Annotated in this window: 16 protein-coding genes; 9 read left to right on the top strand and 7 right to left on the bottom strand. The window is 74.0% G+C overall.

The window, feature by feature from the left end:
- Window positions 1-32: 32 nt before the first annotated feature.
- The 8 genes from ACL02T_RS06820 (at window position 33) to ACL02T_RS06855 (ending at window position 12,613) form a co-directional block, all read left to right on the top strand.
- Window positions 33-2,351 carry a TrbL/VirB6 family protein gene (locus ACL02T_RS06820; RefSeq protein WP_412829826.1) on the top strand — a complete coding sequence of 773 codons (2,319 nt, stop codon included), beginning with the start codon at window positions 33-35 and terminating at the stop codon, window positions 2,349-2,351.
- Entirely contained in the window at window positions 2,348-3,727 is a 1,380-nt protein-coding gene (locus ACL02T_RS06825) for a PrgI family protein (RefSeq protein ID WP_218616486.1), read from the top strand. The genes ACL02T_RS06820 and ACL02T_RS06825 overlap by 4 nt, the downstream gene beginning before the upstream one ends.
- A complete protein-coding gene (locus ACL02T_RS06830; protein ID WP_218605680.1) occupies window positions 3,724-5,670 on the top strand; it encodes a VirB4 family type IV secretion system protein in 1,947 nt (648 codons plus the stop codon). Before ACL02T_RS06825 ends, ACL02T_RS06830 begins: the two co-directional genes overlap by 4 nt.
- 63 nt (window positions 5,671-5,733) lie before the next feature.
- Complete coding sequence (locus ACL02T_RS06835) at window positions 5,734-8,406, top strand: type IV secretory system conjugative DNA transfer family protein (RefSeq protein WP_370467235.1); 2,673 nt, start codon at window positions 5,734-5,736, stop codon at window positions 8,404-8,406.
- 36 nt (window positions 8,407-8,442) lie between these two features.
- Window positions 8,443-9,555, top strand: a complete 1,113-nt coding sequence (locus ACL02T_RS06840) for a replication-relaxation family protein (RefSeq protein ID WP_218616485.1) — start codon at window positions 8,443-8,445, stop codon at window positions 9,553-9,555.
- The gene (locus tag ACL02T_RS06845) at window positions 9,552-10,526 is read left to right on the top strand and encodes a bifunctional lysozyme/C40 family peptidase (protein ID WP_226363641.1); all 975 of its coding nucleotides are present in this window, start codon (window positions 9,552-9,554) and stop codon (window positions 10,524-10,526) included. Before ACL02T_RS06840 ends, ACL02T_RS06845 begins: the two co-directional genes overlap by 4 nt.
- 175 nt (window positions 10,527-10,701) lie before the next feature.
- On the top strand, window positions 10,702-11,619 hold the full coding sequence (locus ACL02T_RS06850; protein WP_218606086.1) for a hypothetical protein: 918 nt from the start codon (window positions 10,702-10,704) through the stop codon (window positions 11,617-11,619).
- A gap of 415 nt (window positions 11,620-12,034) precedes the next feature.
- Entirely contained in the window at window positions 12,035-12,613 is a 579-nt protein-coding gene (locus tag ACL02T_RS06855) for a hypothetical protein (protein ID WP_412829827.1), read from the top strand.
- Window positions 12,614-13,279: 666 nt separating this feature from the next.
- Here ACL02T_RS06855 and ACL02T_RS06860 read toward each other — a convergent pair.
- The gene (locus ACL02T_RS06860; RefSeq protein ID WP_218606189.1) at window positions 13,280-15,091 is read right to left on the bottom strand and encodes a VWA domain-containing protein; all 1,812 of its coding nucleotides are present in this window, start codon (window positions 15,089-15,091) and stop codon (window positions 13,280-13,282) included.
- Window positions 15,092-15,124: 33 nt separating this feature from the next.
- On the bottom strand, window positions 15,125-16,327 hold the full coding sequence (locus tag ACL02T_RS06865; protein WP_218616484.1) for an AAA family ATPase: 1,203 nt from the start codon (window positions 16,325-16,327) through the stop codon (window positions 15,125-15,127).
- Between the two features lie 794 nt (window positions 16,328-17,121).
- Between ACL02T_RS06865 and ACL02T_RS06870 the strand changes: the two genes are divergently transcribed.
- Window positions 17,122-17,571 carry a winged helix-turn-helix transcriptional regulator gene (locus ACL02T_RS06870; RefSeq protein ID WP_218600953.1) on the top strand — a complete coding sequence of 150 codons (450 nt, stop codon included), beginning with the start codon at window positions 17,122-17,124 and terminating at the stop codon, window positions 17,569-17,571.
- A gap of 22 nt (window positions 17,572-17,593) precedes the next feature.
- On the opposite strand, the gene ACL02T_RS06875 is transcribed toward ACL02T_RS06870, so the two are convergent.
- The 5 genes from ACL02T_RS06875 to ACL02T_RS06895 all read right to left on the bottom strand — a co-directional run bounded on the left by ACL02T_RS06875 (window position 17,594) and on the right by ACL02T_RS06895 (window position 22,187).
- Window positions 17,594-20,476, bottom strand: coding sequence for a BTAD domain-containing putative transcriptional regulator (locus tag ACL02T_RS06875; RefSeq protein ID WP_218600954.1), 2,883 nt, complete (start codon window positions 20,474-20,476; stop codon window positions 17,594-17,596).
- 118 nt (window positions 20,477-20,594) lie between these two features.
- A complete protein-coding gene (locus ACL02T_RS06880; protein ID WP_225924735.1) occupies window positions 20,595-21,047 on the bottom strand; it encodes a pilus assembly protein TadG-related protein in 453 nt (150 codons plus the stop codon).
- A complete protein-coding gene (locus ACL02T_RS06885; RefSeq protein WP_226363640.1) occupies window positions 21,044-21,517 on the bottom strand; it encodes a TadE/TadG family type IV pilus assembly protein in 474 nt (157 codons plus the stop codon). Before ACL02T_RS06885 ends, ACL02T_RS06880 begins: the two co-directional genes overlap by 4 nt.
- Window positions 21,514-21,942, bottom strand: a complete 429-nt coding sequence (locus tag ACL02T_RS06890; protein ID WP_218600955.1) for a TadE/TadG family type IV pilus assembly protein — start codon at window positions 21,940-21,942, stop codon at window positions 21,514-21,516. Before ACL02T_RS06890 ends, ACL02T_RS06885 begins: the two co-directional genes overlap by 4 nt.
- Window positions 21,939-22,187 carry a hypothetical protein gene (locus ACL02T_RS06895; protein ID WP_218600991.1) on the bottom strand — a complete coding sequence of 83 codons (249 nt, stop codon included), beginning with the start codon at window positions 22,185-22,187 and terminating at the stop codon, window positions 21,939-21,941. The genes ACL02T_RS06890 and ACL02T_RS06895 overlap by 4 nt, the downstream gene beginning before the upstream one ends.
- Window positions 22,188-22,218: the final 31 nt, after the last annotated feature.

Genomic DNA, 22,218 nt, shown 5'->3' on the forward strand with positions numbered 1-22,218 from the left:
GCCGGCGAGCCGCATCACCCGCATCCGCGACCGTGTCGCCCGACGTCGGACGATCGCGACGAGCAGAGCACGCCGCGAGGGGGTGGCGTCTGCTCCTGCGCGCACCGATCCTGCTCGCTGCGGTCTTCATGCTCGGCGCCGTCGGGCTGGCGACCGGGTCCTCCCAACCCGCGCCAGTGGCCCAGCACGCCGTCGCGCAACCACCGGACACCACCCCGGTACCGGTGCCGTTCTGTGAGGACGGCCTGCCGGTCGTCGAGTGCCTGGCCCCCACCCCCGCACCGGTACCGACCTTCCTGCCCCCGGACGTGGCGCCTGCGCCGACGGGCGATCCGGTCCCAGCTCCGTGCGAGGGCTTCGGGTGCCTTCCCGACGTACCCGCACCCGGCGTCGACCCGGGCGCGGTGGGCGGTCCCGCTCCGGGCGCCGAGGCGGCGGAGGAGCCGTGCGGGTTCACCGACCTCGGTGGCTGCGTCAGCAACGCGATCAACGCCTTCTTCCGCGGCGTGGTGACCGCGGCGCTCAACCCGCTGCTGGACCTGCTGTCGAACACGCTGCTCACCACACCTGAGTTGGACACGTTGCCCGGGCTCGCGGAGCTGTGGAGCAACTCCTGGCAGATCCTGCTCGCCTGCTACGGCCTGCTCGTCCTGGTGGCCGCCATCGTCATCATGTCGTTCGAGAGCCTGCAGACCCGCTACACCGCCAAGGAGATCGCCCCGCGGATCGTGGTCGGCTTCCTGGCCGGGGCGCTGAGCCTGTGGGTCGCGACCCGCGCCGTGGAGGTCACCAACGGCCTGTCCCGGGCGGTCATGGCCGGCGGGGTCGACCCGGCGGACGCGGGGCAGGCGTTGCGCGACATCACCCTCGGCTCGCTCAACGACGGCATCTTCGTGCTGTTCGTCGGGGTGTTCCTGATCGGGATGCTGCTCGCGCTGCTCGTCGGCTACGTCATCCGCGTCGCGCTCACCGTCATCCTCGTCGCCGGCGCGCCGCTCGCGCTGATGTTCCACGCGCTGCCCCAGACCGAGCACATCGCCTACTGGTGGTGGAAGGCGCTCGGCGGGTGCCTGGCGATCCAGGTCGTGCAGAGCCTCACGCTGATCACAGCGATGCGGGTGCTGCTGGCCCCCGGCGGGTTCACCCTGTTCGGGACGACCGAGAACGGGCTGGTCAACCTGCTCGTCGCGTGCGCGCTGATGTATGTGCTGTACAAGATCCCGTTCTGGGTGCTCGGCTCGATCCGCGGCGGGGGCGGGGGACGGTCGCTGATCGGGTCGCTGGTACGCGGGTTCATCGCCTACAAGACCTTCGGCCTGCTGTCGGGCCGCGGCGGCAAGGGCGGCGGAGGCCCGGCGGCGAACCGGGGCGGGCGGGGACGCGGCGGCCGGGCGGGCGGAGGCGGGACCGGTGACGGTTCCGGCGACGCCTACGCGAACGTGCGCGCCGACTCCGAAGGCCAGTACATGCTCCCGCTGAGCGGGCTGCGCCGGGTCCGCGCCGCCCGCCGTCCGAGCGGCGACACCCCGCCAGCACCGCAGGCAGGCGGGGCCGGGCAGGGCCGGCAGCTCGCGCTGCCGCTCGGCGAGGACTGGCCCGAGAACCGGCCGGTCCTCGGCCGCGACGGCCAGTACCGCCTGCCCATCGACGTGCCTCGCCGAGCCCGCACCCCGTCCACGCCACCGGGAACTCCGGATCGGAGCTCGGCAACGCCGGGACCCGCGCCACGGCGACGACGATCGGGCGTTCAGCTCGAGCTGCCACTCGACCCTTACCAGGGCAACCGGCCCGGCCGCGACGGCCAGTACCCGCTTCCGCTCGACGGCGTGCACCGGGTCCGCCGTGCCCCGGCCCCGACTCCACCGGCGCCACCGCGCCGGACAAGTGGCCCGCGACCGCGACAGCTCGAGCTTCCCTTCGACCCCTACCGGGACAACCGTCCCGACCGAGCCGGCCAGTACCCCCTCCCGCTCGACGACCTCCGCCGCGTCCCCCGCCGCCCCGCAACAACTGCGAGCCCAACACCGGCAGTGCCACCGGCACCGGCTCCGGTGCGACCGGCCGCCCCGCGATCAGGCGGTCAGCAGCTACGCCTCCCGATCGGCCTCCCCACACCGATCCGGCCAGCGGCAACCCCAGCACCAGCAGCTCCGGCGCCGCGTCCACCCGCCCGCCGCCGCGGCGGGGCGACCGGCACCACCCCCGCTCCCCGACCCGGAGCCGCCGCACCGGCTCGCGACGAGCCGGGTCCACCGCCCGCCTCCGCCACCCCGCCCGCGCGCCGCACACCACCCCCGGCCCGCCGCCCGCGCCGGTCCCGACCCGCAGACCCCACCGGAGGAACGTCATGACATCGCCCGTCCGGATCCCCGCCGACGTCGACATGGCCGACCGTGTGATCGGCTCGTTCACCGCCCGCCAGGTCACGATCCTCGGTCTGACCGGCCTCGTCCTCTACGCGGCCTGGGACGCGACCCGGGTCGCCGTGCCGACCGCGGCGTTCCTCGCCCTCGCGGTTCCGGTCGCGGTGACCGCGGTGGTCCTGGCGCTCGGGCGCCGTGACGGCGTGTCGATGGACCGCCTGTTCGTTGCCGCGATCCGCCACCGCCTCGCCCCCCGAACCCGCACCGCCCACCACGTCGACACCGGACCTGGTGGCAGTCATGACGGAAGGGCCCCGGCCTGGCTCGACGCCCGCGGCCGTCCCGCCGAGGAGCCCGCCGTCCGCGGACGGCGAGGGGTCCTGCGTCTTCCCGCCCGCTCGGTCACCGCCGGGAACAGCGGGACCGACGTCGGGGTGGTTGACCTCGGCACCGACGGGCTGGCCACGGTCGCGGTCGCGTCCACGGTCAACTTCGCGCTGCGCACCCCGGCCGAGCAGCAGTCCCTCGTCGCCGTCTTCGGCCGCTACCTGCACAGCCTGACTGCGCCGGTACAGGTCCTCGTCCGGGCGCAACCGCTCGATCTCACCGGGCAGGTCGCCGACCTGCGCACCCGCGCCGCCGATCTGCCACACCCGGCGCTGCGGGCCGCAGCGCGCGAGCACGCCGACTACCTCACCCGTCTCGGCGGGCACGCCGTGCTCCTGCGCCGCCAAGTGCTGCTCATACTGCGGGAACCGCTCGGCCCCGTTGGACCGGTGGACGGGCTCGGTGGGCCCTCACCGCTGGCGGCGGCTCGTGCCGGTCTGGCGTCGCTGACCGGCAGGCGCCACCCCGCGCGCCCGCCCGGTAGTGGCGCGCGCCGGGCCGCCGAGGCCCGCCTCGTCCGGCGGCTGGGCGAGGCGATGGAGCTGCTCGCCCCGGCCGGGATCACCGTCACCCCGCTCGACGCCGCCCGCACCACCGCAGTGCTCGCCGCCACGTGCAACCCCGACCCGCTCCTCCCACCGACACCGCGACGTGCCGGAACCGACGAGGTCGTCCACGCCGCGCCCGGTCCGACCTACTGGGAGGGCGACGACCCGGACGACGGCTACGACACCGACCAGGGGTACGGCGACTGGGACGACCCCGAACCCACCGCACCGGACGACGACGAGGACTGGGAGTACGAGGACTGGCCCGACGACGCGGACGACGTCGCGTGGGACGGGGGAGCCGGTGCTTCGCCGAACGCGGCGGCCCGGGGCGGACGGGCGAGGCGAACAGCCCCCGAACCCGAGGCGCTGAAACGGGATCGGAGTCGTCGGCGTCACGCGCCTCTCGCCCGCGGAGGGCAGCGATGAGGCGGGACCGGCGCAGGCCGCGCACGGCGGGCACGGCGGCGTCCGTGTTCGTGCCCGACACCCTCACCGTCGGCACCCGACACCTGGAGATCGGCGACGGCGAGCACGTCGCGTCGCTGGCAGTCGTCGGGTTCCCCCGCGAGGTGCACCCCGGCTGGCTCGACCCGCTGCTCACCCACCCCGGCCGGATCGACGTCGCCGTGCACGTCGAACCCGTCGACCCGGTCACCGCTGCGAGCAGGCTGCGCTCCCAGCTCGCGAAGCTCGAGAGTGGCCGGCGCTCCACCGCCGAGCACGGCCGGCTGCACGACCCGCACGTCGAGGCGGCCACGGAGGACGCCTACGACCTGTCGAGCCGGGTCGCCCGCGGCGAGGGCCGCCTGTTCCGGGTCGGGCTCTACCTCACCGTGCACGCCGCAGGCGCCACGGAGCTGGCCGACGAGGTAGCCGCGGTCCGCGCGCTGTGCGCGAGCCTGCTTCTCGACGCCCGCCACATCACCTTCCGCGCCCTGCAGGGCTGGGTCACCACCCTCCCGATGGGGCTCGACCCGGTGGGGATGCGCCGCACCTTCGACACCTCGGCGCTGTCCGCGGCGTTCCCGTTCACCAGCCCGGACCTGCCCGCGCCCGACCCCGCGAGCGCCGCCGTCGCGGACGGGGTGCTCTACGGCTACAACCTCGGCTCCCAGGGTCTCGTGCACGTCGACCGCTTCGCCGCCCACATGCACAACCACAACGCCGTCGTCCTCGGACGGTCCGGCGCGGGCAAGTCCTACCTGGTCAAGCTGGAACTGCTGCGGTCGCTGCACCGCGGCGTCGAGACCGTCGTCATTGACCCGGAGGACGAGTACACCCGCCTGTCCGACGCCGTCGGCGGCACCCGGATCGATCTCGGCGCGCCCGGGATCCGGCTCAACCCCTTCGACCTCCCGATCCACACCGGCCCCGACGGGCGCCGCCACGCCCCGCGCGACGCCTTCGCCCGGCGCAGCCTGTTCCTGCACACCGCGGTAGCGGTGCTGCTCGGCGAGCGCCCCGACCCGAGCGCGAGAGCGGCGCTCGACCGCGCGATCACCGCCACCTACACCGCCGCCGGCATCGTTGCCGACGACCCCGGCACGTGGACGAGGCCCGCTCCGCTGCTGCGCGACCTGCGCGACACCCTCGCCGACCCGGACGGACCCGCCGCCGCGAGGGAACTGGCCGACCGGCTGCACCCCTTCGTCGACGGCAGCTTCAACCGGCTCTTCGACGGCCCGACCACCACCCGCCCCGAGGGCCACCTCGTCGTGTTCAGCCTGCGCGACCTGCCCGACGAGCTCAAGGCCACCGGCACCCTGCTCACCCTCGACGCGATCTGGCGCCACGTCACCAACCCCGCCCTGCGCCGCCCACGCCTCGTCGTCGTCGACGAGGCGTGGCTGCTGATGCAGGACCGCGCCGGGGCCGAGTTCCTCTTCCGGATGGCCAAGGCGTCGCGCAAGCACTGGGCCGGGCTGACCGTCGCCACCCAGGACACCGCCGACGTCCTGGGCACCGACCTCGGCCGTGCGGTCGTCGCGAACGCCGCCACCCAGGTACTGCTCCGCCAGTCCACCCAGGCCATCGACGAGGTCACCCGTGTGTTCGACCTCTCCGCCGGGGAACGCCAGTTCCTGCTCTCCGCCGACCGCGGCCAGGGACTGCTGTCCACGGGCACCACCCGCGTCGCGTTCCAGGGCGTCGCCTCCGAGCTGGAGGACACGCTCTGCACGTCCAGCCCGGCCCAGCTCGCAGCGCAGAACCTCGCTGGGCAGGACATCGACGCAGGCCGCGGTGACGACGAGGAGGACACCGCGCCGGGCGGCGACGGAGACGGCTGGATCGACCTCGACAAGTCTCGACCTCCGGATCGGCGACGCCGCGAACGCGACTCCGCCTACGTCGTCCTCGACCCGTCCTGACCCCGGCCGAGCCGATCCAGCTGGACCAACCCCCATCACCCCACTCGGCCCGGAGGCCATGCCGTGCCCACGCCCACTCTTGTCACAACCTCGCGAACGACCCCCGTCGGCGGCCCGCTCGGCGACCTCCTGCGTGACCCGAGTGACACGCTCGGGCGGTGGTTCGCCGACACGCTCGGGCCGGTCGTGTCCGTGCTCGTCACGCACTGGCCGATCACGCTGGTGCTCCTCGCGGTCGTCGGCACGGTGACCGCGCTCGGGTGGCGGCGGTTCACGCGCCGCCGCGACGACCGGCTCCTCGCCGACGCCCGGCAGGTCACCGTGCTCGCCCCGCCCACGGTCGACCCGGCCGGCGGCGAGGCCCTGTGGGCGAACCTGGTCGGCCTGCTCCGCCCGACCTGGCGTCGCCTGCTCGCCGGCCAGCCGCACCTGGTCTACGAGTACGTCTTCACCAGCACCGGGGCAACGATCCGGCTGTGGGTGCCCGGCGCCGTCCCACCCGGACTGGTCGAGCGGGCCGTCGAGGCGGCCTGGCCCGGATCGCACAGCCGCACCGAACCCGCCGCCGCGCCCCTGCCGGCCGTCGAGCCCGGGCGACGGCGGGTGGTCACCGGCGGCGAGCTGCGCCTCGCCCGCCCCGAGGCCCTACCGCTGCGGACCCGGTTCGACGCCGACCCGGTCCGCGCCCTGCTCGGCGCCGCCGTCGGACTCGGGCACCACGAGACCGCCTGCGTCCAGGTGATCGCCCGCCCGGTCACCGGACGCCGCGCGGCTCGAGCCCGGCGCAGCGCCCGACACCTGCATGGCACGAACGGATCACCCGCCGGTCTCCTGGCCGGGGTGCTGTCCGAGATTCTCGACCTGGTCACCCCGCGCCCCCTGCGCCCTGCCCGCCGCACTGGCGCTCCCCCGGTGAGGGGAGCGCGTAGCGGGCCGGGCCAGGACCGGCAGACCGCACTCGACCTGTCGGCCCAGGCCCGGGCGGTGGTCGAGAAGCAGCGTGGCTCCCAGTACGAGACCGTCGTCCGTTACGCCGCCGCGATCGACCTGCCTGTCGACCTGGCGCGGAAGCACTCCGAGGACGATCCGGTAGCGAAGGCGCACGACCTCGTACGCGGCCGCGCCCACGCGCTGGCCGCCTCGTTCGCCTCCTACACCGAGCACAACCGCTACGGCCGCCACCGGCTGCGGCACCCCGCGGACGCCCTCGCCGCGCGCCGCCTCACCCGCCGGCCGCGCCTATGGGGAAGGGGACCGTGGGGGCGTGACGGCGACGTGCTGTCGGTGCGCGAGCTCGCCGCCCTCGCGCACCTGCCCACCGACGACCACGTACCCGGCCTGCTCCGCGCCGGAGCCCGCGCCGTCGCCCCTCCGCCGGGCATCGCCACCCCGAGCCCGGACGCCAAGCCTCTCGGGACCACCGACACCGGGCACGAACGTCCGGTCGCGTTGCTCGTGCCCGACGCCCGGCAGCACCTGCACGTCATCGGCGCCACCGGCTCGGGCAAGTCGACCCTGCTCGGCAACATGATCCTCGCCGACGCCGACGCCGGCCGCGGGATCCTGCTCGTCGACCCCAAGGGCGACCTCGTCACCGACGTCCTGTCCCGGCTACCCCGGCGCTGCGCCGACCGCGTCGTGCTCCTCGACGCCGACGCCCGCTCCCGCCCGCCCTGCCTCAACCCCCTCGACACCACCAGCACCGGACCCGGCACCCCGGCGAGCGACCTGGCCGTGGACAACCTCGTGTCGGTGTTCCGGCGGGTCTACGCCGCCTACTGGGGACCCCGCACCGACGACGTCATGCGCGCCGCCTGCCTCACCCTGGCTCTGCAGCCCGACACCCCGACGCTCGCCCAGCTCCCCGGCCTGCTCGCCGACCCCGCCCGCCGGGAACGGCTCACCGCCGCGGTCACCGACCCCGTCCTGGCCGGGTTCTGGGACTGGTACACCCAACTGTCCGACGCCTCCCGCGCCCAGGTCGTCGCGCCACTGCTCAACAAGCTCCGTGCGTTCCTGCTGCGCCCCTTCGTCCGCGAGGCCATCGCCGCCGGGCCCTCCACCATCGACATGACCACCGTTCTCGACGGCGGCATCTGCCTCGTCCGTATCCCCAAGGGCTCGCTCGGCGAGGAGACCACTCGCCTGGTCGGGTCGCTTGCCGTCGCCGCCGCCTGGCAGGCCACCACCGCCCGCGCCCGCACCCCCCAACGCGACCGCGCCGACGCCTCGCTCGTCATCGACGAGTGCCACAACTTCCTCAACCTGCCCTACCCCATCGAGGACATGCTCGCCGAGGCCCGCGGGTTCCGCGTTGCCATGACCCTCGCCCACCAGCACCTCGGACAGCTCCCCCGCGAGCTGCGCGAGGGCTTCTCGACCAACGCCCGCTCGAAGATCTACTTCAACGCCGGCCCGGAGGACGCCCGCGACCTCGCCCGCCACACCGCCCCGCACCTGACCGACCACGACCTGACCCACCTCGGCGCCTACCACGCCGCCGCCCGCCTCGTCCTGCACGGCGAGCAGGCCCCCGCGTTCACGCTGCGCACCCGGCCCCTCCCGGCACCGGTGCCCGGCCGGTCCCGCGAGATCCGGGCCGCGGCCCGGACGGCCGACGCGGCGCGCGCCCATGCCGCCCGCGAACGGGCCGCGAACGGCCGCGCGACGGCGACCACTGCTGCCCCGCCGGACCGGCCCACGACGGACGCGGTCGACCCGCGCCGCCGTGGCTGACCCGGCACCACCACCTACGGAACGGAAGGCCGCACGATGATCACCAACCCGATCCAACAGCGAACTTTGCGTGGAGTCCTCCCGAGTCACCCGACCGCGCGGCCCGGCGGGCGCGTCCGCGACAGCGCCGAACACCAGGCCGCACTCGCGTGGCGGCTCACCCCGCGCGACCACTGGATTGTCGCCATGCTCGCCGAGCACCGCGTCCTGACCGCCACCCAGATCACCGGCATGGCCTTCCCCTCGTTCCGGGCCGGACGCCAGCGGCTCCGCGAGCTCCACCAGTGGTCGGTCGTCGACCGGTTCCAGCCCTTCGCCACCGTCGGCAGCGCCCCCATGCACTACGTCCTCGCCCCCGCCGGAGCCGCGGTCCTGGCCGCCACGCACGGCCTCGAACCGCGTGAGCTGGGCTACCGCCACGACCGCACCCTCGCCATCGCCCACAGCCTGCAACTCGCGCACACCATCGGCGTCGCCGAATGGTTCGCCTCCCTCGTCTCCGCCGCCCGTCACAGCACCGGAACTGCGCCGACGGCACTGGAGACCTGGTGGTCGGAGACCCGGTGCACGCGCCTGTTCGGCGACCTCGTCCGCCCAGACGGCTACGGCCGCTGGACCACCAGCGGTCGCCGCATCGAGTTCTTCCTCGAGTTCGACCTCGGCACCGAGGCCCTGAGCCGGGTCGCGGCGAAGCTCGCCGGCTACGCCGCCCTCGCCGCCGCCACCGGCATCACCACACCGCTGCTCGTCTGGCTCCCCACCCCCCGCCGCGAGGCCGGGGCCCGCACCGCCCTGCACCGCGCCTGGCGCCACCTCGACCGGCCCACCGCCGTCCCTGTCGCGACCGCCGCCGCCGGGCTGCTCGACCCCCACGCGCCGAATCCCAGCCCGGCCGACCCCGTCTGGCTCCCCCTGCACGCCACCGGCACCGGCCGGGACGGCGCCCGCCTGCCCCTGCACCGCCTCCCCGACGCCTGGCCCCACCTCGACGGCCCCCACCCCAACGGCCCAGATCCCCTCGACGCAGCCCCCGTGCAGGCAGGCCCCACCGGCATGACCGACAGCGGCACCGGACCCCACCGGCTCCCCGCCCCGTTCCCCATGCCACCCGCCCCCTCGCCACGCGGCACAACCACCCCGGCGCCGTGAGTGCGCGGATCGGGGCCGCGCTCCTCGCGGTCGTCGTCCTGCTCCCGATCCTCGTCCTCGCCGCCGTGCAGAGCGCCGTCACCTCCATGTTCGGCGCGAGCAGCCCCAGCTCGAACGCGCTGGCCGACATCCCCGCCGACTACCTCGCGCTCTACCGGCAGGCCGCCCCGACCTGCCCCGGGCTCGACTGGTCGGTCCTCGCCGCGGTCGGCAAGGTCGAGACCGACCACGGCCGCTCCCCACTACCCGGGGTCCGCGACGGCGAGAACGCCGCCGGCGCCGGCGGGCCCATGCAGTTCCTCGCACCCACCTTCGCCGAGGTCGTCGCCCGCCACCCGCTCCCGGCCGGCGGCGCCCGGCCACCCTCGCGCTACGACCCGCACGACGCCGTGCACGCCGCCGCCCACTACCTCTGCGACAGCGGCGCGAGCACCGGCGACCTCAACGCCGCCCTCTTCGCCTACAACCGCGCCGGCTGGTACGTCCGCAAGGTCCTCGACCAGGCCCGCGCCTACGCCGCGACGCAACCCACCGGGACCGGGGACTGCAACGCCATCGCCGCCACCGGCCCGGCCACTCTCGCCGCGATCAACTACGCCTGCGGCCAGCGCGGCCTGCCCTACCTCTGGGGCGGTGACGGCCCCGACAACGGCGAGGCCGGGTTCGACTGCTCCGGCCTCACCACCGCCGCCTACGCCGCCGCCGGGATCACCCTCCCCCGCACCGCCCAGACCCAGTACCTCGCCGGCCCGGCCGTCCCCGAGGGCGCCCCGCTGCTCCCCGGCGACCTGGTCTTCTACGGCACGCCCGGCACGACCGTCACGGCCCGCATCCACCACGTCGCGCTCTACCTCGGCGGCGGACAGATGATCAACGCACCCCGCTTCGGCGAACCCGTCCAGGTCGAGCCCTACCGGTGGAACGGCGACGACTACGCAGGCGCCAGCCGACCCGCCGGAGTCCCCTCCTGAGCGGTGCCCGGAGTCGTTTGCGCTGCTCCACGAGGTGCGCACGCTCCGCTTGACATCCCCGACGAAGGAAGCGTCCATAGGTCCGTAGCCCGCACCACCGGCAGCGCACCGGGGGCCACACGCTCCGGCCGGGGCATGACCACCGCTTCGCACCACCGACGACACGGAGCCCGTCATGTCCACCAACACCACCCTGCCCGACAACGCCAGCACCACCGAGCACGGCGACGTGCGCCCCGACGGCGACGACCGGCCCGCCACCGACCGCACCGCCACCGCAGCCGATCATCTGTGGGCCGCGCTGCACGCCCGTCCCGGCGGTACCGCTGAGGAGCTGTCCACCGACGCCGGGATCGGTCGGTCGACCGCCGCGAAGATCCTCGCCCGCTGGGTCACCGACGGCACCGCGGTCCGGATCCCGACGGAGGGGAAGCGTTCCGCCTCCCGCTTCGCCGTTCCCGCGTCCGCCGACGCCTACCTGCCCGACAACACGAACGGCAGCGCGAAGGACGCCAGCGACCCGCACACCGGCCGCATCACCAACACGCCGGAGGGCGTCGGCGACACGGCCACGGACGGTGTGGGCGATGCGGATGCCGCTCCGTGCGGTGCCGAGGACCCCGCCGAAGCGGTGACCGGCGTGACGGGTACAGCGACCGACCCGGCCATCGGTACCGAAGTCGGTTCGGAGGTGGCAGCCGACGCCCCATCCACGCCCGCGACGGGCGTGCACGACGACGGGACGACGGATACGCCCACCTTCGACACGGCAGACACCGAGGAGAACCCAACGGAGGGCGCCGAGCCCGACGACGCGAACCCGGCTGTCGCGGCGGCAGTCCGCGGACCCCGGCTCGCACCCGGTGCCCTGCACGGCATGGTCGAGGACTACCTGCGCGATCACCCCGACGAGGAGTTCGGCCCGACGAAGATCGGCCACGAACTCGGCCGCTCCACCGGCGCGGTCGGCAACGCCCTCGAGCGCCTCGTGAAGGCGGGCTACGCGGTACGAACGAAGGACCGACCGAAGCGGTACGCCCTGGCAACGGCCGCAGCCACCGACCTCGACACCGCCGGGGAGGACGGCGCGTAGCCGAATCGACTACTCGAGCCGGTCGCAACGGGCGGGCACCGACGGCAGCAAACCGTCGGTGTCCGCCTGCCACTCTTCCCCTGCACTCGGACGCGGCCTCGTTGCTGGCCGCCGCTGGAGGCTCGGCCTCCACGCGGCGTCCAGGCTCACCGCTACTCGGCATGCGCGCGTAGGACGACGGCTGGCGGCGTGTCGACGGCCTCGCGCGACTGCTCGACCCGACCTCGTGCAGACCAGACGGTCGGCGACATGCAGACGATAACCTCATAGATGGACTGACTAGTTGACAGGCCGTGCGCGCGATGCGAGGGTGGTCCGGTACCCGGATAGCCGGGCCCGCTAGTTGAGGAAGGTACACCACATGCCTATCCACATCACGCTCACCAGGAAGACCCGCATCGATGACCCCACGGACGTGCTGGGCCGCACCTACTTCGGCTGGGACCCGGATGCGACCGCGGAAACCAACTGGGCGGCCAACCGGGGCCACTGGGTGCTCGGCCAGCGCGCCAGGGGTGAGAGGTACGTCCTGTTCTCGTTCGTCGACGATCGGGAGATCGTCATGGCGGCCGAGATCGATGACATCGTGGAGGCCACGGACAAGCCCGGCAAGAAGATCATCGAGGGTGCTCTGCTCCAGCCGGGCCACCCGGTCTACGAAGCCTTCGTCGGCCAGCCCCAGCCCGAGTCGGCGCGCGTCCGCAACCCCGTGACCTATCTCGACGTGACGGTCGGCGGGTGGCTCTGCGGGTGCGGGTGCGGAGCCGAGATCTATGTCGGCGAGTTCGTACGCGGTCACGAGCAGACGGCACTGCACCAGCGCGTCGCGCGCATCGGCACGATCCCGGAGTTCATCCGCTGGTTCGACACCTTGGAAGCTGGTCAGTCCCCCGAGACGACTCGCGCAACCGCGATCGCGGTGGAAGGCCGGCTCGAGCTGTCGGTGACCGCGAAAGGCGCTACGACCCTGAGGTTCACTCCGGTCCCGGCCTGATCGGCGTCACCCCGACCGGGGAGACCGGTTGCACGAGAGGCACGCCCACGTCGTCGACGTGTCCAGCTCCGAGTCGCCGTCGGGACCCGGCGACGCCCGACGCTCCGACCCGGACCACCGTTCCAGCTGGTCCGGGTCGAGGCGTGGTCCGTGCGGGCGTTCAGTCACCGATGAGACCGGCCGATCTCGCAGTGTGGGCCGTGCCCGGGGTCGCCGAAGAAATCCTCCGGCAGGTCCGGACGGTCGCCCTCGTCGTCGGGGTCCGCCTCCCCGGGCGGGACGGGGCGGGTACCGGCCGAGGTCGACCAGCCCGGCCACCGTCGTCATGGGCACCCGGGCGCAGTGCAGTCGGGGCATTCGTCGAGGAGAAAGGAAGCCCACCCAGCCCGACCTCGGGGATGAACGCTAGATGGTGGCGGGGTCGTCGGGGTCACGGACGGCGAGCAGGTGCCAGGCGTGTCCGGCCGTAACGGCGGCGGGGTCGTCGGTGACGACCACGCGGGCGGCGGGCACGCCCAACATGAACCGCCACGTCCCGGGCCATCCGGGCGCGGAGGTGCCGCAGGTGTGCGGCGGTGCCAACCGGTGGCGCCCGGGTCGGCCGGGTTCGGTTGTCGGAGGTACGGGGTGCCGGACCCCCGTCGGGCGGTCCGGCACCGGGAACGGTCAGCGGGTCGCGCGGAGGGCAGCCGTGGCTGCGCGGGCGATCTCTCGCGCGGTGGTTGCCGGGTCCGTGAGCGGGAGGACGGTGGCACCGTTCAGCGGCTCGACGGGTCCGCGCGGGGCGAGCCAGAGCACCCCGCACCCGGCCGCGCGGAGCCGGTCGACCCGGGCCTGCGCGGCCGCGCGGGGGGTCGGACAGAAGATGCCGTCGGACACGACGACCAGCAGCCGCGCCGCGCCCGGGGAGGCCAGCCCGAGGGCGCCGTCGAGGGCGGCGATGGCCTCGTCGATGACCTCGTACCCGTCCGGGGCGCGGAACCGGGTCACCCGGTCCGGTACTGCACCTGGGCGGGTGATCGCGTGCACCGCCTCGCCGAAGGCGACCGTGGCCGTGGTGGCAGGGACCCGGGTGTGGGCGGCGGCGTTCGCGAGGATCCACGCCGCCGAGGTGACCGGTCGCGCGAACTCGCGCATCGAGCTGGACACGTCGCACGCGATGCCCAGCCGCAGCGGCGGGGTCGGCACGGCGCGGCGGGTGGTGCGGGTGAACGGCTCCGCGGTCGGCATCGCCCCGGCCGCGCGCTGGGCGTCGGCGGCGAGCGCCCCGCGCATCCGCAGCCGCCCGGGCGGCATCGCCGAGGTGGTGCGCGTCGCGACCCGGTCCCGGACCCCGGCGGTGTCCAGCACCCGGCCGACCTGACGCGCGGCGCGGCGCTCGTCGGCGGTGGGCGCGCGGGTGCCCGCGATGACGTCCCGGGCCCCACCGCCGGGGGCGCCGGTGGTCGCCGCTCCGGTCCCGTCGTCGGTGGCGGGGCCGAACACCCGGGCTGCGGCGGCCCCGGCGGCCGGGTCACCCGCCGGGCCGGTGGCAGGGGCGCTGGACGTTGCGGGGGTGCCGTCGGCGGCACCGGGGACCGGCTCGTAGGCGACGGCCGCATCGATACGGCGCAGCGCGTCGGAGATCGCGCCGCTCATCGGCGACGGCCCGACGGCCGGGCCCGTCCCGTCTCCGGTCCCGGGGGCACCGTCCGGTGTCCCGGGGGCCGTGTCGGTCCCGGCGTCGGGGTCGACGCCGAGGGCGTCGCACCACCGGCGGCCGAGGTCGATCATCGCCTCGGCGTCGTCGTCCGGGGTGGCGTGCGCGGCCGTCCATATCTCGCGGAGGGTGGCGAGGGTGTCCTCGCCGAGGACGTCGGTGACGACTCGGGCGACCGACTCGACCTCGTCCGGGTTGAGGATCCCGGCGTCGACCCGGGCGAGCAGGAGCGCGGCGGCCCGTCCGGCGTCCGCGCGGCTCACGCCGAGGGTGCGGGTGGGGTCGGTCAGCCCGGACTCGTCGAGGATCAGGTGGGTGGCCGAAGCACGCAACCAGCGCCGGTCGTCCGGGCGGCGTGCGACCTGCACGGCCTCGATGCGGGACTCCTCGAGCTCCTCGGCCGCCGCCGCCGCGCCCGGGGGCGCGCCCGGGGGTGGTTCCCAGACCGAGTGCGCGGCGTGCGCGCACTCGTGCACCAGCAGGCCCCATGCGGGCCCGTACCGGGCCCGGTCCCCAAGCCGGTGTGGGGTGACCGTCGCGGGGTCGACCCCGCCGAGGTGGTGGCCGTTGACCTCGATCCGCGCCAGGGTCGGCAGGAAACATGCCGGGGCGCCCCGCCCGGCACCGGGGGCGATGGTGACCAGCAGGTCGTCGCGGTCGGCGATGACCGGGACCTCGTCGGTCATGGCGGCCGACAGGACGAGCCAGGCCGGGTCGGTGACGGCGACGGCCGGGGTGTCGGGGTCGGTGGTCGGGTCGGTGATCAGGTGGGCGCTCATGACGGGCTCCTCCGGGGGTTCGGGTGTGGTCGGTCAGATGCGGGTGCCGAGGGCGAGCGGCGCGTACTCGACGCCGAACGCGTCGCGGACCACGGTGGCGACGATCTCGCGGTCCTCCTCCGGGGCGACCCCGACGATGTTCCCGGCGGCCGCCTCGACACCGAGGACCTTCGCGATGCGGTCGAACGCGATCAGCTCCCGCAGTTGCGGGGCCCACCCGACCTCGCCTCGCCGTTGCCGGGTTGCGAGGTTCCGGGCCGCGCGCACGGCCCGCCGGTCGACCTTCAGCGCTACGGCGAGGTCATAGTCCGACGACACCTGGATCTGCGCGGAGAACCGTGACGACAGGGCGTCGGTGAGGACCGCGCCGTGGACCCCCGGGTTGTGCCCGGCCACCACGTAGAACCCCTCGGCGGCATCGACGACCTCGCCCCCGTTGGCCTTCACGATCACCTGACGGCGCCCGTCCATCGCCGGGTACAGCGTCGCGAGGACGTTCGGGGGGATCAGGGTGGCGTCGTCGACGAACAGCGGGCGGCCCTCGCGCATGGCCCGGATCAGCGGGCCGTGCACGAACACGTAACGGCCCTCCGGGGTCTGGGTGTACTCGCCCACGATGTCCGCGACAGTGGTGTCACCGTCACCGGGCACCGTGATCAGGTCACCGAAGGCCGCCTCGACCACCGAGGTCTTTCCGGTCCCGGGCGGGCCGTAGAGCAGGGCGGGCACCCCGGCCGCGCGCAACTTCCGCAGCGCCGTCACGTCCGGCACCCCCGCCACCGTCCGCGGGTGGTAGAGCTGCCCGTTCGGACGCGCCACCGGCCCCGTCACGGGCGCGTCGTCGGGCGTCGCGACAGCCCCAGTGGTGGTTGCGGCGGGTCCCGCCGTCGGGGCGGGGGCCGGGGTCGGGGCCGGGGTGGACGGGCGGGGTGCGGCCGGGCGGGCCGGGGCGGGCGGCACGGAGGCGAGGCGCCCGGTGCCCGGGGTGCCGCGGTAGCGGGCGGGCCGCTCGGAGACCAGCTCGGCCTCGCCGTGCGCGGCGAGCACGGTGAGCGCGTTCGCGACGGCCCCGGACGACCGACTCAACGCCCGGGCGACCTCCCCGGCCGTGAACGTGTCGGTGGGCGCCTCGTCGAGGTGGACCGCCACCTGACGGCGCAGCTCGCCGTTGGGCAGGCGGCCGGGGCGCCCGGTCGGTGCGGTGGTTGGGGCGGGGGCTTCGGCGGGTGTGGGCACGGCACGAGTCCTTTCGCGTTTCCGGTGAGGCGCAGAAACCGAGGCGATCGGGTCGAAACTCGTCGATCCTACGACGGTCGACGCATTCCCCAGGGTCGGGGGCTGCCTCTGCGACGACCTAAATATAGCTCTGCCGCGCCCACTCTTCAACACTTTTCCGCGCCATTTCAAGACTCTTTAAGGATATCCGCGAATTCAATCCAGGCCCTGCGGAACAGCCCATCTTCACCGGGAACGCCGGCGACCAATGGGAAGGTATGAATGCAGCCCGACCGCGGCGACCAGTCCGACATGACATCGACAGAGGAAGAATAGCGAGAGAAGCAGTAGTAGGAAGCAGGAGATTTGAGGAGGGAGAATAAGAAAGAAATGAGGGAGAGGCAGATATGAAGATATAAAGAGAACGAAGCAGCCCGACCCGATGTGAAGTTACTCCTGAGGGGAGGCGAGTCTGGGACACCAGGTGATCCGTCTGTGGACGTCCTGACATGCCCGAGGTGCACCACGGACGGGATCAGTCCTGGCCTCCACCACGAACTGATCCCTTAGCGGATCCCCCAGGTGAACCCCCAACGGCGGCCACGACGATCGGTGTTGATCTCCAGCGTCCGTCCACTCTCGACGGAGCAGCAACCGTCCCGCGCTGGTCTGTTCGAGTGAACCTTGTCCGTTCGCCCACGGCGACGCACCCCGCCAGGAACGGTGATCCCTTCGGGCCGAACGGCCGACATCCGTTCGGGCCGGTACCGGGAAGACCCACGAAGGGGACGGCGAGGCGAGGCAACGGAGGAACGATGAAACCCGATGACAGATGTTTCCTGCGGGACGCGGCTGCCGTCAAGCACATCTTCGGCGACAAGTGGACGATACCGGTGATGGTCGCGCTGGCCGGCGGCCCGATGCGCAGGTCGAAGATCCTCACAACGGTCAACTCCTACGCGATCGACGAGAACTGGCGGGGAAAGGCGACGGTCCTGCACGACCGCATCCTGAGCAGGACGCTGCACAAGATGGTGGCCGAGGGACTCGTCGCCCGTCAGGAACTGCCGGACGTCTTCCCGCGACATGTGCGGTACGAGTTGCTCCCCGAGGCGGCCGACTTCCTCGACAGGGTGCGGCAGGTGGTGGGCTGGTCGGAACACAACGCGCACGTGGTGGCGAACGCGCAGGAGTTCCACCGTCTCCAGACCGGGGAGCCGGACGGCTGCGACCATGAGGTGTGTGATCTTCCCGCGAGTGGTTGAGCTCCGCATCGTGTAGCGGGGTTCAACCGGCACGAGCCGTACCGCCCGGGGGCACGCTGCCACTGTCGTCGGCGCCCCGGGGAACGTGCTGTTCGGCGGCGCCCCGCGACTGGAGACGCCGAGCGAGGTCGATCGTGTCGGCGTCCGGCTGATCGCCGATCTCGCCGAGCCGGGCCGTCAGCAGCGCCAGCGTCCGGGAGATGGCATCCAGCCGCCCGAGTCGGCTCTGCAGCCGCATGATGTCGCGGTAGATCATCTCGTTGATGGGGTCGAAGGCCCTGGCGATCTCCAGGAGGTCGAGAGTGCGCTGCGGGTCGCGCGGGACGAGCGCTCGCGCGAGCGCCGCGGCGGAGTCGATGGCGTCGCGCCGGACCGCCTCGCGAGCGATCTCGATCCAGGGGTAGGGCGTTCCCTCGGCGAGCTCGCCGCCGTAGGTCTCGACGACGAGCTGGTCGGCGTCGATGCGCTCCTCGTCGGTGCCGGCGGCGCGTCGGGCGGTCACCGCGGCGTCGAAGCGCCAGTAGTCGACGTCCACCAGATCGGGGTCTAGGCAGAAGCGGCCGTCGCTGTTGCGGACGATGTCGCCGACCTCTTCGCCGGTGACCTGGGTCAGGGTCTGACGCAGCCGGGTGAGTGCGGTGTTGAGTGAGTTGGTTGTGCGGCCGGGCGAGCTGCCGGGCCACAGCGCGGCCGCGACGGACTCACGGCCGACTCCGTCGGGGTGCAGGGCCAGGTGCACGAGCAGCTCCCGTGCCCGAGGCTGCAGGCGGCCGGTGATCTCCACCTCCGCCTCGACCTCGTGCGAGCCGTAGCCGGCTGGGTCAGAACTGTCCGGATCGCGACGGGGACGCCAGTGCAGTCGGGGCGGGCCGAGGACCACGAGCCGGAGCGGGAGTACGCCGAACGTCGGCTCGTCCGTCGAGCGGGCGACGTGGGCCGGAGCGCGGAGTGGCGCATGTTCGGTCGAGGAAGGCGGATCGTTGCGCTCCTCGATGGACGGCGGACCGATCTCGAGAGAATCCGCCACCTTCGCGCCGATGGCGCTCCGGTCCGGCGCGGCGGTGCCGGACGCGGTGTCATGGAACAGCTCGACGATGCGGACGGCGGCATCGCGGTCGAGGGTGAGCAGACGTGTGCCGCGCAACGCGGCACACGGGCCCGGGCCGGTCGCTGTGACGGTGCCGTCGCGTCGGACGTGCACCGTGCTGCCCGATCGCCACTGGCCCAGCAAGAGCGCGCTGATCCCGAAGTCGGAGCCGTTGTCGAGGACGGCCTGCAGCCGGGCGTTGTCACCGGCGATGCGCGCGACCAGGACGAGGACGGGCATGGTGTGGTCAGTCGGCGGGTGTGCCGCACGGGCGACGGACTCGGACTCCAGGACGTCGAGCGCGCCGTCCAGCGTGTCGTGGACCTCGATCCCGGAAGGAAGGTCCCCTGTCGAGCCGAGGACGCCGATAGAGTCCTCGCGCGGAACGAGGAGGCGGACGACGGGGCCGCCCTCGTCGAGGTCCGGGCGCTGGTCCACCGCCCCGTCGAGGACTCCGGCGATCAGAGTCAGCAGCAGCGCCCGGAGCGCGTCGGGGGCACCGGGGCCGGCCAGACCGAGGCCGCGGGTGCCTGCCGCCGCCAGCGCGATCCGCTGGGCGTCCTCGCCCGGCGTCGCTCCCCCGGCCGCGGGCGTGGCCGGGCCGGACCTGGTGTCGGTGCTCGCGAGCTGGTCGTCCTCGTCGCGTCCGGGGTCGGGGTCGTCGTCAGGACCGGGATCACCTTCCGGGTCCGGCTCGTCGGGATCCGGTTGGTCGGCGCGGAGGTGGGCCAGCCGGAGCTGGTAGACCACCGGTGCGGCCGGGAGGTCGTCGCGCCGCCCGCTGCCCGGACGGTAGCGGCGCCGGTGTCGGCGCCGGGCCGCCATTAGGGCCGCGCTGACCGCCGCGGCCAGCCCGAGTCCGGCGAACGCGACGGGATCCCAGATCAGCGCCGGAGCGCCGCCGCGGGTATCGGCGTGCTCGTCTCCGCCCGCCGGCGGGCGGACGGGGCTCCCCGTCTCCGGGATCGACGGCCCGGGGATCGACGGCCCGGTCGGCAGCGGTTGCATCGGTTCCTGGGTGGGGGTCGGTGTCGTGGGTGGAACATCCGGGCCTGCCGGAGGTCGCTCGTCGGGAAGCCCGTCGACCTCTCCGGGCGGCAGGACGAGCTCCTCGCCCGGGAAGATCAGGCTGGGGCGGGTGAAGGTGCCACCGCCGGGCTGGGGTTTGCCGCGGTTGATCTCGAAGATCTCCGGCCACCGGGCCCCGCTGCCCAGCGTGCGGTCGGCGATCCGCCACAGGGAGTCGTGGACGCCGGTGACGGGGTCCGGGACGCGGACGACCACCGAGTGCGCCGACTCCGGCTCAGCGTCCTTGCCCGTGTGCGCGGCGTCTGTGTGTTCGGTGCTGGTCCGGTCAGGCACCGTGAACGCGACCGGCATCAGCGGCCCGGCCTCCGGCCGGGCGGGTCCGGCCGTCAGCGCGACGGGCCACGCGACGGCGGCCGAGCGGGCGTCACGCAGAGGAAGCCGGTTGCCGAGGATCGACAGGACGACCGCGCCGACGAGTACGGCGGCCAGGGCGTGCGTGGGCGACAGGCGCACCCGGCTCGGCACCCGGACGTACCCGGTGCCGCGGGTCAGCAACGCGGCGGTGCAGCGGACCACGTCGAGGGTGAACGCCGCCCACGCCAGCCAACAGGCGCAGGCGAGGATGTCCAGGAGCAGGCCGCTGCTCAACGGGCCGAACAGGTGCAGTTCCAGTTCGGTGCCGGTGGGCAGCCGTTCGGGCAACGGCCAGCCGACGTAGCGGGCCAGCGCCCAGGGCACCCCGGCCACCAGGACGGCGAGCAGTACGGCGGCCGACGCACCGCGAATCACGCGACCGGCTCGCCGGCGCGTGCGGGGTCGGCTCTCGGGCCGTGACGGTCGGGCCATCGTGTGCTCCTCTCGACTGGTCGGATCTCGGTCTGGCGCGGGGATCAGGCAGCCCGGACGGTCACGGGTCCGCGACGCCCACGCCGCCCTGCGGTACGGCCCGTGCCTCTCCGGACACGGTCAGCTCGGTGACCCCGGCCAGCCCGAGCAGGCGCGGGACATGGGTCGCGGTGACCCGGACAACCACACCGCCGTCGCGCAGCGAGACCTCGCCCTCGGCACCCGCGGCGGCGAGCTGGGTGCGGGCGGCGGCGACCGCGAGGTCCGGAACGAGGACGAGTCGCCCGGTGGCGCGGTAGGTGCCGAGATCGATGGCCTGCGCACCCGCGCGGGCCGCCGCCTCGGCCTGCCCGACGGCGCGGACCTTGGCAGCGAGGGCGAGTCCACCGTCGAGACCGAGACCCGCCAGCGCGAGGACCCCGGTCATCAGCACCACGACGAACGCGGTGACGCGCCCGTCGTCGGCTCGCCACCAGACGGTGCCGCACGGACGGAGCCGCGACCTGGGACTCATGGTGCGACCGCTGATCGGAAGGAGTCGACGGGCTCGGTGGCTGCCGCGGTGACCTCGGTGCGTCCGGGGACCCCGAGCAGGAGCCCGCCGGTGAGATCGACCGAACAGGACACGGTGACGGTGACCGTGCCACCGGCGCGGAAGCCCGAGGTGTCGGTCGCGACGTTCAGGTCGGCGCAGCTCGGTCCGGCCGAGCCGAGCGCTGACGCGGCGAGGTCGTCGGCCGCACGCTCGGCGCCGGCCGCGCTCCGTTCGATACTGGCCGCGCGGGCGGCCTGGTGCGCGGCGGAGTCCAGGCGCAGCCGGGCGTCGACGACCCGGTGGGCGACCACGGCGACGAGGACCAGAACCATCACCAGCACGGGGGCCAGCAGCGTCAGCTCGGTGGCCGCCGAGCCGCGGTCGGCGCGCCACCACCCTGTCCACCCCCGTGTCCATGCGGTTCCCGGGCGCTGCGGCTGCGACCTCACGCGATCGGCCGCTCGTCGGAGGTGAACCGTTCGACCGGTCCGACGGCGACGGCCCGAACAGGGAGGACGAGGAACGGCACGACCGGGGTGACCGTGCCGCTCACGGTGACGGTCACCGACGTGGCGTCGCGGGTGGTCTCGACGAGGGGTGCGGCCAGCGGCCCGCCGGCGAGCTGCGCGAGCAGTTCGCTCGCCTCCCGGGTCCCGTCCGCACCGGTACCCGCCACCGTGCGGGCGGCACCGAGCCCCTGCGCGGCGGCGGCCTGGGCGACGTGCGAGGCGTGTGACCAGAGCGCGAACTGCACGATCAGCATCAACATCAGCAGCAGCAACGGCGTCGCCACCGCAAGCTCCGCGGTGGCCGAGCCCCGGTCATCGTCCACGACCTGTCGGAGCCGCTGTCGCACACCACCCGCCGTCGTCATCCGCCGACCAGGCTGATCCCGTTGGCCGCCTCGGTGACCTTGGCGATGATGATCGCGATGACGATCAGGGCCGCGACGACGAGCAGCCCGGTGACCACGACCGTCTCGGTCGAGTACCCGGCGTCGGGGTCCCGCCGCACCGCCGCCCACCGCCCGCGCAGGTCGACGAGCAACGCGTCCCACCAGCGCGCCGCCACTCGTTCCGGGGCCAGGTGGCGCGGCTCCTGGTCCGGCTTCTCGTTCATGGTCGTCCTCCTGTCGTAGAGCCGTGGCGGT

The sequence above is a fragment of the Pseudonocardia oceanicola genome (genome assembly GCF_047200735.1).
Taxonomy (GTDB): Bacteria; Actinomycetota; Actinomycetes; order Mycobacteriales; family Pseudonocardiaceae; genus Pseudonocardia.

Coding starts and splice junctions, on each gene's coding strand:
- ACL02T_RS06860 (WP_218606189.1), bottom strand. CDS start 15,091: ATGAGCGCCCACCTGATCACCGACCCGACCACCGACCCCGACACCCCG.
- ACL02T_RS06840 (WP_218616485.1), top strand. CDS start 8,443: ATGATCACCAACCCGATCCAACAGCGAACTTTGCGTGGAGTCCTCCCG.
- ACL02T_RS06870 (WP_218600953.1), top strand. CDS start 17,122: ATGAAACCCGATGACAGATGTTTCCTGCGGGACGCGGCTGCCGTCAAG.
- ACL02T_RS06890 (WP_218600955.1), bottom strand. CDS start 21,942: ATGACGACGGCGGGTGGTGTGCGACAGCGGCTCCGACAGGTCGTGGAC.
- ACL02T_RS06825 (WP_218616486.1), top strand. CDS start 2,348: ATGACATCGCCCGTCCGGATCCCCGCCGACGTCGACATGGCCGACCGT.
- ACL02T_RS06880 (WP_225924735.1), bottom strand. CDS start 21,047: ATGAGTCCCAGGTCGCGGCTCCGTCCGTGCGGCACCGTCTGGTGGCGA.
- ACL02T_RS06830 (WP_218605680.1), top strand. CDS start 3,724: ATGAGGCGGGACCGGCGCAGGCCGCGCACGGCGGGCACGGCGGCGTCC.
- ACL02T_RS06850 (WP_218606086.1), top strand. CDS start 10,702: ATGTCCACCAACACCACCCTGCCCGACAACGCCAGCACCACCGAGCAC.
- ACL02T_RS06895 (WP_218600991.1), bottom strand. CDS start 22,187: ATGAACGAGAAGCCGGACCAGGAGCCGCGCCACCTGGCCCCGGAACGA.